Source organism: Nocardiopsis sp. iso_25, assembly GCF_056173305.1.
The window spans coordinates 5,289,157-5,302,350 of the sequence record NZ_CM149667.1 but is presented as its reverse complement, the minus strand read 5'-3'; the positions used below and the strand labels follow the sequence as shown (position 1 = coordinate 5,302,350).

The following is a 13,194-nucleotide window of genomic DNA, read 5'->3' as shown; positions in this document are numbered from 1 at the left end:
ATTCTCCGGTGTGACGGCTCGTTCCTCGCAGTCCCACCTACGAATCCTCCAGAACCCCGTGGGCGCCCGAACGCAACCCCCAGGGGTCGAGCCGACCAAGAGAGCAGGAGCCGGGCAGCACATGACACTCCCCTCCCACCAGGTGGCGGACCTCGGCCTCTCCGGGGCCGGGGTCCGCCGCGTGGACTGGGCCGAGCGCTCCATGCCGGTGCTGCGCAGCGTGCGCGAGCGCTTCGCCGCCGAACGCCCCCTGGACGGCCTGCGCGTGGCGGCGTGCCTGCACGTGACCGCCGAGACCGCCAACCTGCTGCGGGCCCTGCGCGCGGGCGGCGCGAGCGTGTGGCTGGCGGCGTCCAACCCGCTGTCCACACAGGACGACACCGCCGCCGCCCTGGTCACCGAGTACGGGGTTTCGGTCCACGCCTGGGCCGGAATGGACCCGGCGGCCTATGACCGGAACCTGGTCACGGTCCTGGAGTCGCGGCCGCACCTGCTGCTCGACGACGGGTGCGACCTGGTCAACACGGCCCACCTGGCCCGCCCCGACCTCCTCGACGGCGTGCTGGGCGGCTGCGAGCAGACCACCACCGGCGTGATCCGGCTGCGCCGGATGAGCGCCGAGGGCGAACTGCGGCTGCCCATGGTCGCGGTCAACGACACCGCCACCAAGCGCATGTTCGACAACCGGTACGGCACCGGCCAGTCCACCATCGACGGCATCCTGCGGGCCACCAACGCCCTGCTCGCCGGGCGCACGGTCGTGGTCGCCGGGTTCGGCTACTGCGGGCGCGGCCTGGCCGAGCGCGCCCGCGGCATGGGCGCCCGCGTGGTCGTCACCGAGGTCGACCCGGTCAAGGCCCTGGACGCGGTCATGCAGGGCTACACCGTCACCACCATGGAGGAGGCGGCCCCCGCCGGGGACGTGTTCGTCACCGTCACCGGCAACCGCGACGTGGTCCGCGCCGAGCACCTGGACCTGATGAAGGACGGCGCGATCCTGGCCAACTCCGGCCACTTCGACCTGGAGATCGACCTGAACGCCCTGGAGGGCCGGGCCGTGGAGGTCAACCGGGGCGTGCGCGAGCAGGCCGACGAGTACGTGCTGGCCGACGGGCGCCGCCTGCTCCTGCTGTCGGAGGGGCGCCTGGTCAACCTCGGCGCCGCCGAGGGGCACCCGGCCGCCGTGATGGACCTGTCCTTCGCCGTGCAGGCCCTGACCACCGCCTGGCTGGCCCGCAACGCCTCCGGCCTGGAGCCCGGCGTGGTGGAGGTGCCCGCCGAGACCGACACCGAGGTGGCCCGGCTCGAACTGGCCGCGCTGGGGGTGCGCATCGACGCGCTCACCCCCGGACAGGAGGCCTACCTGCGCTCCTGGCACGCCTGACGGGCGGTCCCGCGCCCGACCGGTCGCCTTGCGCTCAGCGTGGTCGCGGCGACCGTCGCCGGAACGGGAACCGGCTCGCCGCGCTCACGGAATACCTCCAGGTGACCGCGAACAGCCCCATGCATCTCGGCCGAGGCCTCGGCTTCGGTCTGCCCCAGAGCCACGCAACCGGGCAGGTCGGGGGACCAGGCTCCGTACCCACCGTCCTCGGCTCGCTCGATGATGACCGCGAACGTGCTCATCCCTGCCTCCATGTGATGGCCGCCTGCTTCCCTCGGTTCCGATCGGCAAGTCGTTACCGGGCTTACCAGCGATCGTCACCACGCCGGGTTTCCGGTCATGGACGAAGTGGCGGTGACTGCCGCGTGTGCGGTGCAGGTACCAGCCGTCCGCTTCGATCAGTTCGATGGCCTCGCGAACTTCGAGGGGCATGAGCACAACATAAAGCGACCGGATCGGGTCTTTCCGTGCCCAGGTTCACCGGGAGGAGTGCGGCCCGTACCACTGCTGCTGGGGGCCGCCCTGCGGGTGCCCGGGCCGGGCGCGCTGGGCGGCCGCCTCGTGGCGGCGCCGGCGCTCGGCGAGCACCGCGGCCAGGAAGTAGGGCGGTGTGGTCCCCGGCGGCGGGGGCGGACTGATCTGCGCGGCCACCGTGTCGGCCAGCCGGACGCCCATCTCGTGGCGGGTGTGCTCGGCCAGCTCCCCGTACCGGAGCACGTACTGGCGCGCCGCCGCCGCGGTCTCCGGGGACAGCCGCGACAGCTCGGTGCCGGACGCCCAGGCCGCCAGGTGCGGGGGCATCGGGACGACCTCCTCGCGCGGCCTGCCGCCGCGCTCCTCCACCACCATCGTCCCGGCCACGAAGTCGCCCACGCGGCGGCCGTCGCGGTTGATCATGGACGTGATCAGCGCGACCACGCCGCTCGTCAGCCAGATCTCCACGAACGCGGCCAGCGCCCGGCCCAGCGCCTGGCGGAACCGCTCGGGGGAGCCGTCGGTGCCGACCACGCGCAGGCCCAGGGCCATCTTGCCCAGGGAGCGCCCCCGGGAGACGGTCTCGAAGACGGCCGGGTAGCCGACCAGGATCAGGATCACGCTCGACAGCGACACGGCCGCGGTGATCGCGGGGTCCAGGTCCCTGCCGATCCAGGTGACCAGGACGCTCAGCGCGATCAGGGCGATGACCTGGACCAGGGCGTCGATGGCCAGAGCCGCTGCCCTGGTGGCGAAACCGGCCGGACGCAGGTCCAGGACCACGGCGTCACCCGTGACCAGAGGTGTCACGCCGTACACGTCGGCGCGGGCGTCGCCGTTGCCGGGATAGGACACCAGCACTCGCTCCCTCGGGGCTGTCTGAAACCGTCGTCCCGACATTACCCGGCACACGGGACGGCTGTTCGCAGCGGAGTCGGGAGCGCGCACCGGACGGGCGGGTCCGGGAGGCCCGCGAGCCGGTGCCAGAACCGGGCCGCGCGCGGAAGGGATAGGGTTCCTTGCGTGGATATCGACGTGTTCGCCGCGGCGCACGCCCCGGAGTGGGAACGGCTGGACCGACTGGTGCGCGGGCGCCGCTCGCTGGACGGTGAGGAGATCGACGAACTCGTCGAGCTCTACCAGCGGGTGTCCACCCACCTGTCGGTGGTGCGCTCCTCCGGGCAGGACCCGGCGCTGGTGGGCAGGCTGTCCGCGCTGGTGGCCCGGGCCCGCTCCGCGGTGACCGGCGCGCACGCCTCCGCGTGGCGCGACGTCGGCGGGTTCTTCACCCGCGTCTTCCCGGCGGTGCTGTACCGGCTGCGGTGGTGGTGGATCGGCACCAGCGCGGGCATGGTCGCGATCGCGGCGGTCACCGCCCTGTGGATCGTGTCCGAGCCCGACGTGCTGCACGCCCTGGGCACGCCGGACTTCATGGCCCAGTACGTCGACCACGACTTCGCGAACTACTACATGGAGAACCCCCGGGGCTCGTTCGCCGCCCAGGTGTGGACCAACAACGCGTGGGTGTCGGCGCAGGCCATCATCTACGGCGTGGCCCTGGGGCTGCCGACCCTGGCGGTGCTGCTGATGAACGCGGTGAACGTGGGCGTCGCCGCGGGAATCATGCTCGCCCACGGCCAGGGCGACGTGTTCTTCGGTCTGCTGCTGCCGCACGGGCTGCTGGAGCTGACCGCCGTCTTCGTCGCGGGCGGGGTGGGCCTCAAGCTGGGGTGGACGATCATCGCGCCCGGCGACCGCACCCGCATGCGCGCCCTGGGCGAGGAGGGGCGCGCCGCCATCGCGGTGGCCCTGGGGCTGGTGGCGGTGCTGTTCGTCTCCGGGATCATCGAGGGCGTGGTGACCGGCAACGCCGCGGCCGGGGTCATCCCGATCCCGGTGGCGCTGGGCATCGGCGTGCTGGCGGAGGCGCTGTTCCTGGTCTACGTGTTCACGGTGGGGAAGAAGGCCTACCAGGAGGGCGAGACCGGAGACCTGGAGAACGCCCCCGCCGCCGTCCCGGTGGCCTGAGGCCACGGGGACGGTCCGCTGCGCGCGCCGAGTCGTCCGGTCTCTGGCCGCTTGAGGTCACCGGCTGTTCCGGTGGGCGGTGCGGTGCCATCATCCGGGATATGGAGATCGAATCCCCGCGTTGGTTCAAGAGCAGTCACAGCGCTGCTGAGACGTGCTGTTTAGAGGTCACCGTCAGCACCGCCGAAGTTCGAGTTCGTGACTCGCGACGCCCGGAGGGCCTTATCGAGTTCGCGGCGCCGGAATGGATGGCTTTCTTGGTTACGACGACCCGCAGTTGAGAATGCCCGTCACGAGGATGCTTCCCCTCGTTCGATCATTTCCTTGGCCTCTGTGATGCGTTGCTCGATCATGGCCACCTGCGGGTGTTCCTGTCCCAGTTGCATGATCCAGACCCGTAGGACCTCGGTGAATCCTCTGAGAGCTGCGGTGGCGTCACCCTTTTCCTGGGCGGCTCTGGCCACATAGAAAGCGGCGTCAGCCGTCATGTGGTGGTCGGCGCCCAGGACACGTCGCCGTACTGTGTGAACACGCCGGAACCCGACCTCAGCCGTGGCGGGGTCACCCTGGCGCATGGTCGCGTAGGCCCTGTTCTGCAAGGCGAGCAGAGCCAGGGGGTCCTCCTCCCCTGCAACGCGTACCCGTGTCTCCCCGACTTCCTCCAAAGTGGCCGCTGCCTCGCTCCAACGCTCCTGCCTGAGTGCGATCAGGCCCAGTTGGTAGAGGGAATCCAGGGTTTCGACGTGCTCGTGTCCCAGAGCCCTGCTCCTGTCCTCGTGCAGAGCGCGGAAAGCTTCGTCCGCCTCCTCCACCCGGCCCTGGTACAGCCGGGACTCGGCGAGGTAGTGCTTGGCCGAGAACACAGCGCGGTCGTACCGGCCGAACTGCTTCTCGGCGAACGCCATCAGGGCGGAGAGGGTTTCTTCGGCCTCCTCAAAGGCACCGAGGCGGAGCAGCGCTCGGGCAGCCGCCACAAGAGAAACGAATGCCTTTCGATGAACGGCTGTTGTGGCCACCGCCAGTTTCCCCACGGTCACCGTGGCCGCGCCCTCGTCGTGGGAGTGCAGACGTTTACGCAGCCGGACGATCTCGTAGAGGACCCTGAGTTCGAACCGGAGGTCCCGGTCGCGGTTCCAGGCCAGCAGCCGCTCCGCCTCGTCCACCAGCCCCAGGTCCGCCTCTGTGAACCCCGCGCGCACGGTCTCCGACACCAGCGGGTGCAGCCGCAGCGCGGCCTCCCCCCGCGGTGAGACGACCGAGACCAGCCCGTGCACTACCAGCGCGTTGACCGCCCTGGCCAGGTCCGCGTCGGTCGGGGAGCCCAGCACACCGCTGTCCAGCTCCGACAGCGGCAGCCTGCGCAGCGGGATCTCACCGGCATCAGGACCCAGCACCGCCAACAGCTTCAACAGCGGCACCGCCCTGGGCTCGCGCTCCTCCACCAGTCGCAGGGACAGCTCCCACACCCCCGACAGCAGCCCGCGCTCGACGTCGCCACCGGTGACGAAGGGCGCCGCCAGCTCGTCCAGGGCCCCGACGCCCTCGTCGATCCGCATCAGCAGCGCGTGCGCGTCCGGGAACAGCACCCGGTGCGTGACCAGGATCCGCCCGGCCAGCGACAGCGCCAGCGGCACCCCGCCCAACCTCCGGGCCAGCTCCTCCGCGCCCGCGAGCCCGGCCGCACCGCCCGCCCCCGCGTGGTCGGCCAGCGCCTCGGACGCCGCCGACCCCTCCAGCTCCCCGATCCGGTGCACCCGCGCGGGCGCCCACTGCGCGGGGTCGTCCACCCGGCTGGTCACCAGCACGAACCCGCCCGGACTCGCCCGCATCCACCCCAGCTGGTCACCGGGTCTGTTCTCCGGGTCCAGCTCCTCGGGCCGGTCGGCGTTGTCGATCACCAGCAGCCACGGCCGCGCCGCCGCGTCCAGGTGCCGCCACACCCACCGGGCCGCCTGGCGCCGAACCCCTTTCACCCGCTCGGCCTCCTGCCGGGAGCCGCCCACCTCCACGGCGGCCTCGACCATGCTCGACGCCACGCTCCCGGGCCGGACCCAGAACACCGTCCACCCGTCGCGCCGCGCCCGCTCGGCCAGCGCCGCCGCCACCGTGGTCTTGCCGAACCCGCCCGGCCCGGTCAGCACGTGCGGGACCGGCGCACCGGCCTCCACCGCCCCGCCGAGGGCCTCCAGGAGCTCCTCGCGCCCCCGTACGGCCGTCGCCGGGCGCGGCGGGTCCAGGGACACGTCGGCGAGCGGCGGCGGCGCGGGAGCGGGCGCGTGGAGGGTCACGCCGCCGTGGATGTCGCGCACCTGGAGCAGTTGGCCGTGGACGGCTCCGGTGGAGGCGTTGTCATGGCCGTCGGGGGGAGGAACCATGTCCTCCATACTGCACGTCCGGGTGCCGCCCCGACGGGGCGGCACCCGGATGGTGAGGGCGGGAGGCCCGGGCCTACAGCCTGCCCTGCGCCTTGAGGTTGATGTAGGCGTCCGCCAACGCGGGCGCGATGTGCTCGGGGTCGGCGTCGACCACCTCCACGCCCATCCGGCGAAGCTCGGCGGTCACCCGCCGCCGCTCGCCCAGCGTCCGCTCCGCGGCGGCCGCCCGGTACAGCGCGTCCGCGCTGCCCCGCTCGGCGGCCATCAGCTCCACCGCCGGATCGTTGACCGCGGCGACCAGCAGCAGGTGCCGGGAGGTGAGCACGGGCAGCCTCGGCAGCAGCCCCTCCTCCAGCGACGCCGCGTTCAGGTCGGTCAGCAGCACCACCAGCCGCCGGGCCCGCCCCTGCGTGCCCAGGACGGTCCCCACCAGGCCCGCAGGGTCGGACTCCACCAGCTCCGCCTCCAGCGGCGCCATGGCCTCCACGATCCGGCCCACCTGCTGGCCGCCCTTGCCCGACGAACGCACCTGCGCGCGCGTGCGCCGGTCGTAGGCGAGGAAGTCCACCCGGTCGCCCGCCCTGCCCGCCAGCGCGGCCAGCAGCAGCGCGGCGTCCATGGCGTGGTCCAGGCGCGGGGTGTCGCCCACCCGACCGGCCGACGTGCGCCCGGTGTCCAGCACGATGAGGATGCGCCGGTCCCTCTCGGGCCGCCACGTGCGCACCACCACCCCGTCGCCGCGGGCCGTGGCCCGCCAGTCGATCGAGCGCACGTCGTCGCCGGGCACGTAGTCGCGCAGGGAGTCGAACTCGCTGCCCTGCCCGCGCACCATCGCCGTGTGCTGCCCCTCCAGTTCACGCAGCCGGGACAGCTTGCCCGGCAGGTGGCGCCTGCTGTGGAAGGGCGGCAGCGTGCGCACGGTCCACGGCGCGGGCAGCGTCCGCTGCCTGCCCGCCAGCCCCAGCGGCCCCAGACTGCGCACGGTCACGCCCGCGGCCCGGGCGTCGCCGCGCCGCGTCGGGGTCAGGACGGTCCTCACCCGGCGCCGCTCCCCGGCCGGTACCCGCAGCGGCTGGCTGCGCGGCGCGGCGTGCGAGCTCGGCGGCCAGGCGTCGCGCACCGACCCCCGCAGTCCCCGCCGCGTGGGGTTGGCGACGGTCACGTACACCGTCGCCGAGTCGCCCAGGCGCAGCGACGTGTCGCCCTCACGGGACAACAGCACCGCCTTGGGGCTCGCCGCCAGCACGAAGTCCAGGGCGAGCAGCGCCGCCAGCACGCCCAGGGCCACGGCCGCGGCCCCGGCGCCGATCAGACCGGACAGCGCCACCGCGACCGTGGCCGCTAGCGCCAGCAGCACCGCCCGGCCGGTGACCACCATCAGCGCGGCACCGGGACGGAGGCGAGCACACCGTCCAGGATTCCGTCGGTGGTCGCCCCCTCCAGCTCGGCCTCGGGGCGCAGCGAGATCCGGTGCCGCAGCGTGCCCTTGGCCAGCGCCTTCACGTCGTCGGGGGTGACGTAGTCGCGGCCCGACAGCCACGACCACGCCCGGCTGGTGCGCAGCAGCGCGGTGGCGCCGCGCGGGGACGCGCCCAGCTGGAGGGACGGCGACTGCCTGGTCGCCCGGCACAGGTCCACGATGTAGCCCAGGACCTCGGGCGCCACCCGCACGCGCTCCACGGCCAGCCGGGCCGCGCGCAGCTCCGCCGCGCCCGCCACCGCGGTGACCCCGGCCGCGGCCAGGTCGCCCGGGTCGAAACCGGCCGCGTGGCGGCCCAGCATCTCCACCTCGGCCGCCCGCTCGGGCAGCGGGACGGTCACCTTGAGCAGGAACCGGTCCAGCTGGGCCTCGGGCAGCGGGTAGGTGCCCTCGTACTCCACCGGGTTCTGGGTGGCGGCCACCATGAACGGGTCGGGCAGCGCGGACGGCCTGCCCTCCACGGTCACCTGGCGCTCCTCCATCGCCTCCAGCAGCGAAGCCTGGGTCTTGGGCGGGGTCCGGTTGATCTCGTCCGCGAGCAGCAGGTTGGTGAAGACCGGCCCCTCCATGAACTCGAACTTCGCGGTGTGCTGGTCGTAGACCAGCGAGCCCGTCACGTCGCCCGGCATCAGGTCCGGGGTGAACTGCACCCGCTTGTGGTCCAGGGACAGCGCCGCCGCGAGGGTGCGCACCAGCAGCGTCTTGGCGACGCCGGGCACGCCCTCCATCAGCACGTGGCCGCGGCACAGCAGCGCCACGACCATCGCGGTCACCGTCTCGTCCTGGCCCACGACCGCCTTGGCCACCTCGCGGCGCAGGGCGACCAGGGCCGCGCGCGCCTCGTCGGCTGATGGCAGTGCCTCGGGTGTGAAGGCGCTCACGTGCCGTCTACCTCTCTCGATACCTCAGTGGTCGGTCGCTGGTCCCCTCGGCTCAGGGTCACCGGAGCCTCCGGGCGCGCTCGTCGAGTTCGTCGGCGAGCCTGATCAGCATGTCGTCGTCGCCCGCGTACGGGTCGGGGTGCCCGGGGTGGAGCAGGGCCCGCAGGTGGGCGGGGTCGTCACCGGTCCGAGAGGCGACCGCCGCCACGACCGCGTCGGGCGCGGCGTCCGCGCCCAGCCCGAGCTTGGGCGCGACCCGGTCCAGGAACCCCGACCGCAGCGCGGCCGCGGCCCGGTCCCGGGCCCTGCGCGACCGGTACAGCCCCGCGCGCCCCTCGGTGGTCTCCGAGGCGCGCACCACCACGGGCAGCGACTCGGGCACCAGGGCGCCCATCCGGCGGCCCCGCCACAGGGCGAGCAGCGCCAGCGCGGCCACCAGCGGCGCCAGCGACCAGCGCAGACCCAGCGGCAGCAGCTGCCACAGCCCGGAGCCGCCCTCCTGCTGGGGCGGGTCGGGGCGCAGCCACACCACGTCCTCGGCGGCCAGGAGGTTCATCGCCAGCGCGGCGTTGCCCCCGGCGGAGAGCGCGGTGTTGGTCAGCGGCCTGCCGGTGCCCAGCACGGTCGTGGCGGAGCCGTCCCGCTCCACCCGGACCAGGGCGTCGCCGCTGCCGCCGGGGTAGCAGCCGACGGCCCGGACCCCGGATCCGGCCGTGTACAGCTCACCGGCGACGTAGGCCTCACCCGCGGCCTCGGCGGCCGACAGCCCGCACTCGGGGGCGTAGGGGGTCTCCGGGTTCGGGAACCCCTCCGGTTCCTCCCGGCCGGTCATCGTCACCCCGGGGGCGAACGCCTCCAGGGACTGCGTGGACGGCTGCACCAGTACGGTGTCCACGTCGAGCGCGGCCAGGGACCCAAGCTCCTCGGGGAGCAGGCGGTGGTCCAGGAAGACGGCGAGCACGGCGTCGTCCCCGGCGTCGGCCACGGCCTCCTCGGCGGCGGCGGAGGAGCGCACCACGTGCACGTCGCGGTCCTGCTCCAGCACGTTCACCAGCGCCCGGGTGCCGTCCGGGTCGATGGAACCGGGCTCCAGGTGGCCGGTGGGGAACTGCTCGCTGCCCAGCGACAGCAGCACCGAGACCGTGACGAGCGCGGCCACCACGGCTGCCGGAACCCGGACCGAGCGCCACACCCGCAGGACGCGCGAGTCCTCCCGGGCCGGAGCGCGGCCGGGGGAGCGCGGGGGCGCGGCCGGGGGAGCGGTGGCCGTCATCGGCCCACCTCCCCGGCGGGCCGGGCGGCCCTGAGCCGCGTGTCCAGCTCGCGCAGGAGGCGCGCGGAGTCGGCGGTGGCCGGACGGTCGCCGTAGGCCACGTCGTTGAAGATCCGCGCGCCCTCGCCCAGCCCCTCGGCCTCGGCGGTCAGCACGGCGGAGGCCTCTGCGGCCAGCTCGGTCGCGGTGCGCCCCGCGCGCGGTGTGATGATCGCCCGCTCCTCCAGGTCCACGCTGATGGCCCTCAGCCTCTCCGTGACGGCGGCGGCGAACTCACCGGCGCTCTCGTGCCGGTCGGCGGCGGCCCGGTGGTCGGCCGCGTCCAGCGGCGCGCCCTCGTGCACGGGCGCGCCCGCGCGACGGCCGCGGGTCGGGCGCAGCCAGAACACCAGCCAGACCAGCAGGACCGCGACGACCACCAGCAGCGGCCCGAGGACCGTCCAGCCGCCGAGGGCGTCCGGCGCCCGGGAGACCAGGTCCGCAAGGAGCTCGTCGAGCCAGGAGAGGAAGCGGTCCCACAGCGAGGGCTCCTGTTCCCCGTACAGGGGGTCGCTCAGCTCCTCGACGGCACGCCGCTGCCCCTCCTCGCGGGTCACCTCCCCGACGGCGGGCGCACTCACGTCCGCGGCTCCGGCAGGTAGATCTCCGGGCCCGCCTCGTAGCCCGCCTGGGCCACCTGGTGCAGCTTCAGGTCCAGGCCCTCGCTGCGCATCCGGGCGTCCACGTAGAGCAGGGTGGTCACGCCCACGGTGAAGGGAGTGGTGAGCGCGTACACCACGACGTTGCCCACGTAGACGACGGCGCCCGCCACGACCGCGGCCCAGGTCTCACCGGGCCCCACGAAGGCGGGGATCACCGACACGATGCTGAAGGGCATGCTCAGCAGGCTGCTCACCAAGCCCATGAGGACCATGGCCAGAAGTGCGATGCCGAAGGTCCGCCACCATCTGCCCTGCGTCAGGCGCCAGGAGCGGGCGAGGGCGGCGCCCGCGCTGAGGCGTTCGAGCACCACGACCGGCATGGCGAAGTAGATGCGGATGTAGATCCAGGCCGCCAGCGCGATGCCGCCGCCGAACCCCAGCACCAGCGACACGACGATGATGGTGACGCCGACGCCCTGACTGCCCGAGACGGCCAGGAAGATGCCCAGGAACAGCCCGAGGAGCCCCACGGTGATGACGACCATGGAGAGGCCGAAGAAGATCAGCAGCTGCAGCAGGGCCAGGCCCACGACGGACCAGATCCGGTCGCGCACGGCGGCCCAGGCCTGCGCCGGGCTGAGCTTGCGGCCGAGGACCGCCATGCCGACCACGGCGGTGAGCAGGCCGGTGACCAGGATGATCCCGGCCTGGGTCAGCAGGCCGCCGCCGTACAGGGCCACGAGGGACCAGCCGCTGAACGGGAACGGGGCGTTGGGGTCGAGCGACGCGGGGTCGGCCATCATCTGGTCCATGAAGGCCCCGTAGTCGGACATGTATCCGCTGAAGCCGACCGAGCTGATGATGCTCGCGACCGCCATGACGATCAGCGCGAGTCCGACGGTGGTCTTGGGGTTGTTGCGGATGAGGCTGAACGCGCCGTTGAGGATGTCCCCCAGCGTCATCGGCCTGAGCGCGACCACGCCCGGCTTGAGCGCTCGCGGCTGCCCGTACGGGGGCTGTTGGCCGTATCCGGCCGGTGCTCCGTATCCGGGCTGTCCGTAACCGGGGTGCTGCCCGTACTGTCCGTAGCCCGGCTGCTGACCGTATCCGGACTGCTGCCACTGCGCCTGCTGGCCGTGGCCGTACTGGCCGTGACCCGGAGGCTGCCCGTACGCGGGCTGCTGTCCGTAACCGCCGCCCTGGGACGGCTGCTGGCCGGAGGCGTGCTGCCCGTACTGTCCGTATCCGGGCTGCTGTCCGGAGGGCGCCTGCCCGTAGTGCTGTTGGCCGTACCCGGGAGCCTGCCCGTACCCGGGAGCCTGTTCGGGAGGGGCGAAGCCCGGCTGCCCCTGGGGCGCCTGACCGGCGGACGCGGGGTCCGGCCGCCCACCGGAGGGAGCGGAGGAGGCGGAGGACGGGCCCTCCCGGCCGGGGGCGGCCCATCCGCCGGACGCGGGCGGGGGAGCGGCCTCGGGGGCCCCGCCGCCGTCCGGTCCGTCCGGGGGGTTCCCCGACGTGTCCCGGTGGTCGTCCTCCTGGGTCATCTGCCCCGCCCTCCATGGGGTTCGGTTACGCTGCGCGAGCGCGCTTCCGCGGTTTTCGGCCTCTGGTCAACCAACCTACCCGCCGGTTCCACCGGTGCCCGCGATGTTCGGGCGTATGCAGGTGCAACCGACCCACTTCATTCCTTTTGTATGCTTTCTGTTACCAACCGGCCGAGTCGCGAAGGTTCGCGTGCCAGGTCACCAGGGTCGACGCGCCGCAGGCCGAAACGGTTCCCACGGACCGAAAAACACCGACCACTCTCCCGATCCCGCCCGAAGGTGGCAAGGTGGGGGGAGGACGAAGCAGTTCCCCGCGTCTCGGGGCGCACCGAACGTTCATGCCGCTTGAGTGTTTTCAGAGAGAGGAGTAGGCGCCGCCGTACCCGCCCGCCCGCGGGTCCGACGCCCGGCGCCGGACGCACCGATGAAGGGACGTGTACTGGTTGTCGACGACGACCTCGCCCTCGCTGAGATGCTGGGCATCGTTCTGCGTGGAGAGGGGTTCGAGCCCTCGTTCGTGCACGACGGGGACAAGGCCCTGGAGGCCTTCCGCGAGACCAAGCCGGACCTGGTCCTCCTCGACCTGATGCTCCCCGGCGCCGACGGGATCGACGTCTGCCGTCAGATCCGCGCCGAGTCCGGCGTGCCCATCGTGATGCTCACCGCCAAGAGCGACACCATCGACATCGTCCTCGGGCTGGAGTCGGGCGCCGACGACTACATCGTCAAGCCCTTCAAGCCCAAGGAGTTGGTCGCCCGCGTCCGCGTGCGCCTGCGCCGCACCGAGGAGCCCGCGCCCGAGGTGCTCCAGATCGGGGACATCACCATCGACGTCGCCGGGCACGCCGTGCGCCGCGACGGCGAGCAGATCAGCCTCACCCCGCTGGAGTTCGACCTCCTGGTCGCCCTGGCCCGCAAGCCGCGCCAGGTCTTCACCCGCGAGGTGCTCCTGGAACAGGTCTGGGGCTACCGGCACGCCGCCGACACCCGCCTGGTCAACGTCCACGTCCAGCGCCTGCGCGCCAAGATCGAGAAGGACCCGGAGCACCCCGAGGTCGTCGTGACCGTCCGCGGCGTCGGCTACAAGGCCGGAACCGCCTGATCCTCCCGAGCC

12 protein-coding genes and 1 pseudogene are annotated in these 13,194 nt (G+C 73.1%); 4 read left to right on the top strand and 9 right to left on the bottom strand.

The features are described from left to right. Positions 1–121 precede the first annotated feature (121 nt). Complete coding sequence (ahcY, locus tag AC0VX6_RS22735; protein ID WP_248771880.1) at positions 122–1,384, top strand: adenosylhomocysteinase; 1,263 nt, start codon at positions 122–124, stop codon at positions 1,382–1,384. On the opposite strand, the gene AC0VX6_RS22730 is transcribed toward ahcY, so the two are convergent. The 3 genes and pseudogenes from AC0VX6_RS22730 to AC0VX6_RS22720 form a co-directional block, all read right to left on the bottom strand. Next, the gene (locus AC0VX6_RS22730) at positions 1,360–1,626 is read right to left on the bottom strand and encodes a type II toxin-antitoxin system HicB family antitoxin (RefSeq protein WP_274974580.1); all 267 of its coding nucleotides are present in this window, start codon (positions 1,624–1,626) and stop codon (positions 1,360–1,362) included. The two genes, ahcY and AC0VX6_RS22730, sit on opposite strands and share 25 nt — an antisense overlap. A 94-nt stretch (positions 1,627–1,720) precedes the next feature. Then, positions 1,721–1,816: pseudogene (locus AC0VX6_RS22725) on the bottom strand (type II toxin-antitoxin system HicA family toxin); the annotation flags it as partial. 45 nt (positions 1,817–1,861) lie between these two features. Continuing rightward, positions 1,862–2,719, bottom strand: a complete 858-nt coding sequence (locus AC0VX6_RS22720) for an RDD family protein (RefSeq protein WP_274974579.1) — start codon at positions 2,717–2,719, stop codon at positions 1,862–1,864. A gap of 162 nt (positions 2,720–2,881) precedes the next feature. On the opposite strand from AC0VX6_RS22720, the gene AC0VX6_RS22715 reads away from it, so the two are divergent. Together AC0VX6_RS22715 and AC0VX6_RS22710 are read left to right on the top strand one after the other, a co-directional pair. Continuing rightward, entirely contained in the window at positions 2,882–3,886 is a 1,005-nt protein-coding gene (locus tag AC0VX6_RS22715) for a stage II sporulation protein M (RefSeq protein WP_212642972.1), read from the top strand. Positions 3,887–3,987: 101 nt separating this feature from the next. Next, positions 3,988–4,167 carry a DUF397 domain-containing protein gene (locus tag AC0VX6_RS22710; RefSeq protein ID WP_274974578.1) on the top strand — a complete coding sequence of 60 codons (180 nt, stop codon included), beginning with the start codon at positions 3,988–3,990 and terminating at the stop codon, positions 4,165–4,167. 9 nt (positions 4,168–4,176) lie between these two features. Here the strand turns inward: AC0VX6_RS22710 and AC0VX6_RS22705 are convergent, their stop codons facing one another. The 6 genes from AC0VX6_RS22705 to AC0VX6_RS22680 form a co-directional block, all read right to left on the bottom strand. Continuing rightward, positions 4,177–6,270, bottom strand: coding sequence for a tetratricopeptide repeat protein (locus AC0VX6_RS22705; protein ID WP_475465982.1), 2,094 nt, complete (start codon positions 6,268–6,270; stop codon positions 4,177–4,179). A 64-nt stretch (positions 6,271–6,334) separates the two neighbouring features. Beyond that, positions 6,335–7,639: a DUF58 domain-containing protein gene (locus tag AC0VX6_RS22700; protein ID WP_274974576.1), complete on the bottom strand. Its 1,305-nt coding sequence runs from the start codon at positions 7,637–7,639 to the stop codon at positions 6,335–6,337. Then, positions 7,639–8,622: an AAA family ATPase gene (locus AC0VX6_RS22695; protein WP_013154754.1), complete on the bottom strand. Its 984-nt coding sequence runs from the start codon at positions 8,620–8,622 to the stop codon at positions 7,639–7,641. The genes AC0VX6_RS22700 and AC0VX6_RS22695 overlap by 1 nt, the downstream gene beginning before the upstream one ends. Before the next feature lie 58 nt (positions 8,623–8,680). After that, positions 8,681–9,895 carry a DUF4350 domain-containing protein gene (locus tag AC0VX6_RS22690; RefSeq protein ID WP_475465980.1) on the bottom strand — a complete coding sequence of 405 codons (1,215 nt, stop codon included), beginning with the start codon at positions 9,893–9,895 and terminating at the stop codon, positions 8,681–8,683. After that, positions 9,892–10,515 (bottom strand): DUF4129 domain-containing protein, encoded by a 624-nt coding sequence (locus AC0VX6_RS22685; RefSeq protein ID WP_274974574.1) that lies wholly within the window; start codon positions 10,513–10,515, stop codon positions 9,892–9,894. The genes AC0VX6_RS22690 and AC0VX6_RS22685 overlap by 4 nt, the downstream gene beginning before the upstream one ends. Further along, complete coding sequence (locus AC0VX6_RS22680) at positions 10,512–12,080, bottom strand: glycerophosphoryl diester phosphodiesterase membrane domain-containing protein (protein ID WP_274974573.1); 1,569 nt, start codon at positions 12,078–12,080, stop codon at positions 10,512–10,514. The genes AC0VX6_RS22685 and AC0VX6_RS22680 overlap by 4 nt, the downstream gene beginning before the upstream one ends. A 424-nt stretch (positions 12,081–12,504) precedes the next feature. Between AC0VX6_RS22680 and mtrA the strand changes: the two genes are divergently transcribed. Next, positions 12,505–13,182, top strand: coding sequence for an MtrAB system response regulator MtrA (mtrA, locus tag AC0VX6_RS22675; RefSeq protein WP_013154750.1), 678 nt, complete (start codon positions 12,505–12,507; stop codon positions 13,180–13,182). Positions 13,183–13,194 lie beyond the last annotated feature (12 nt).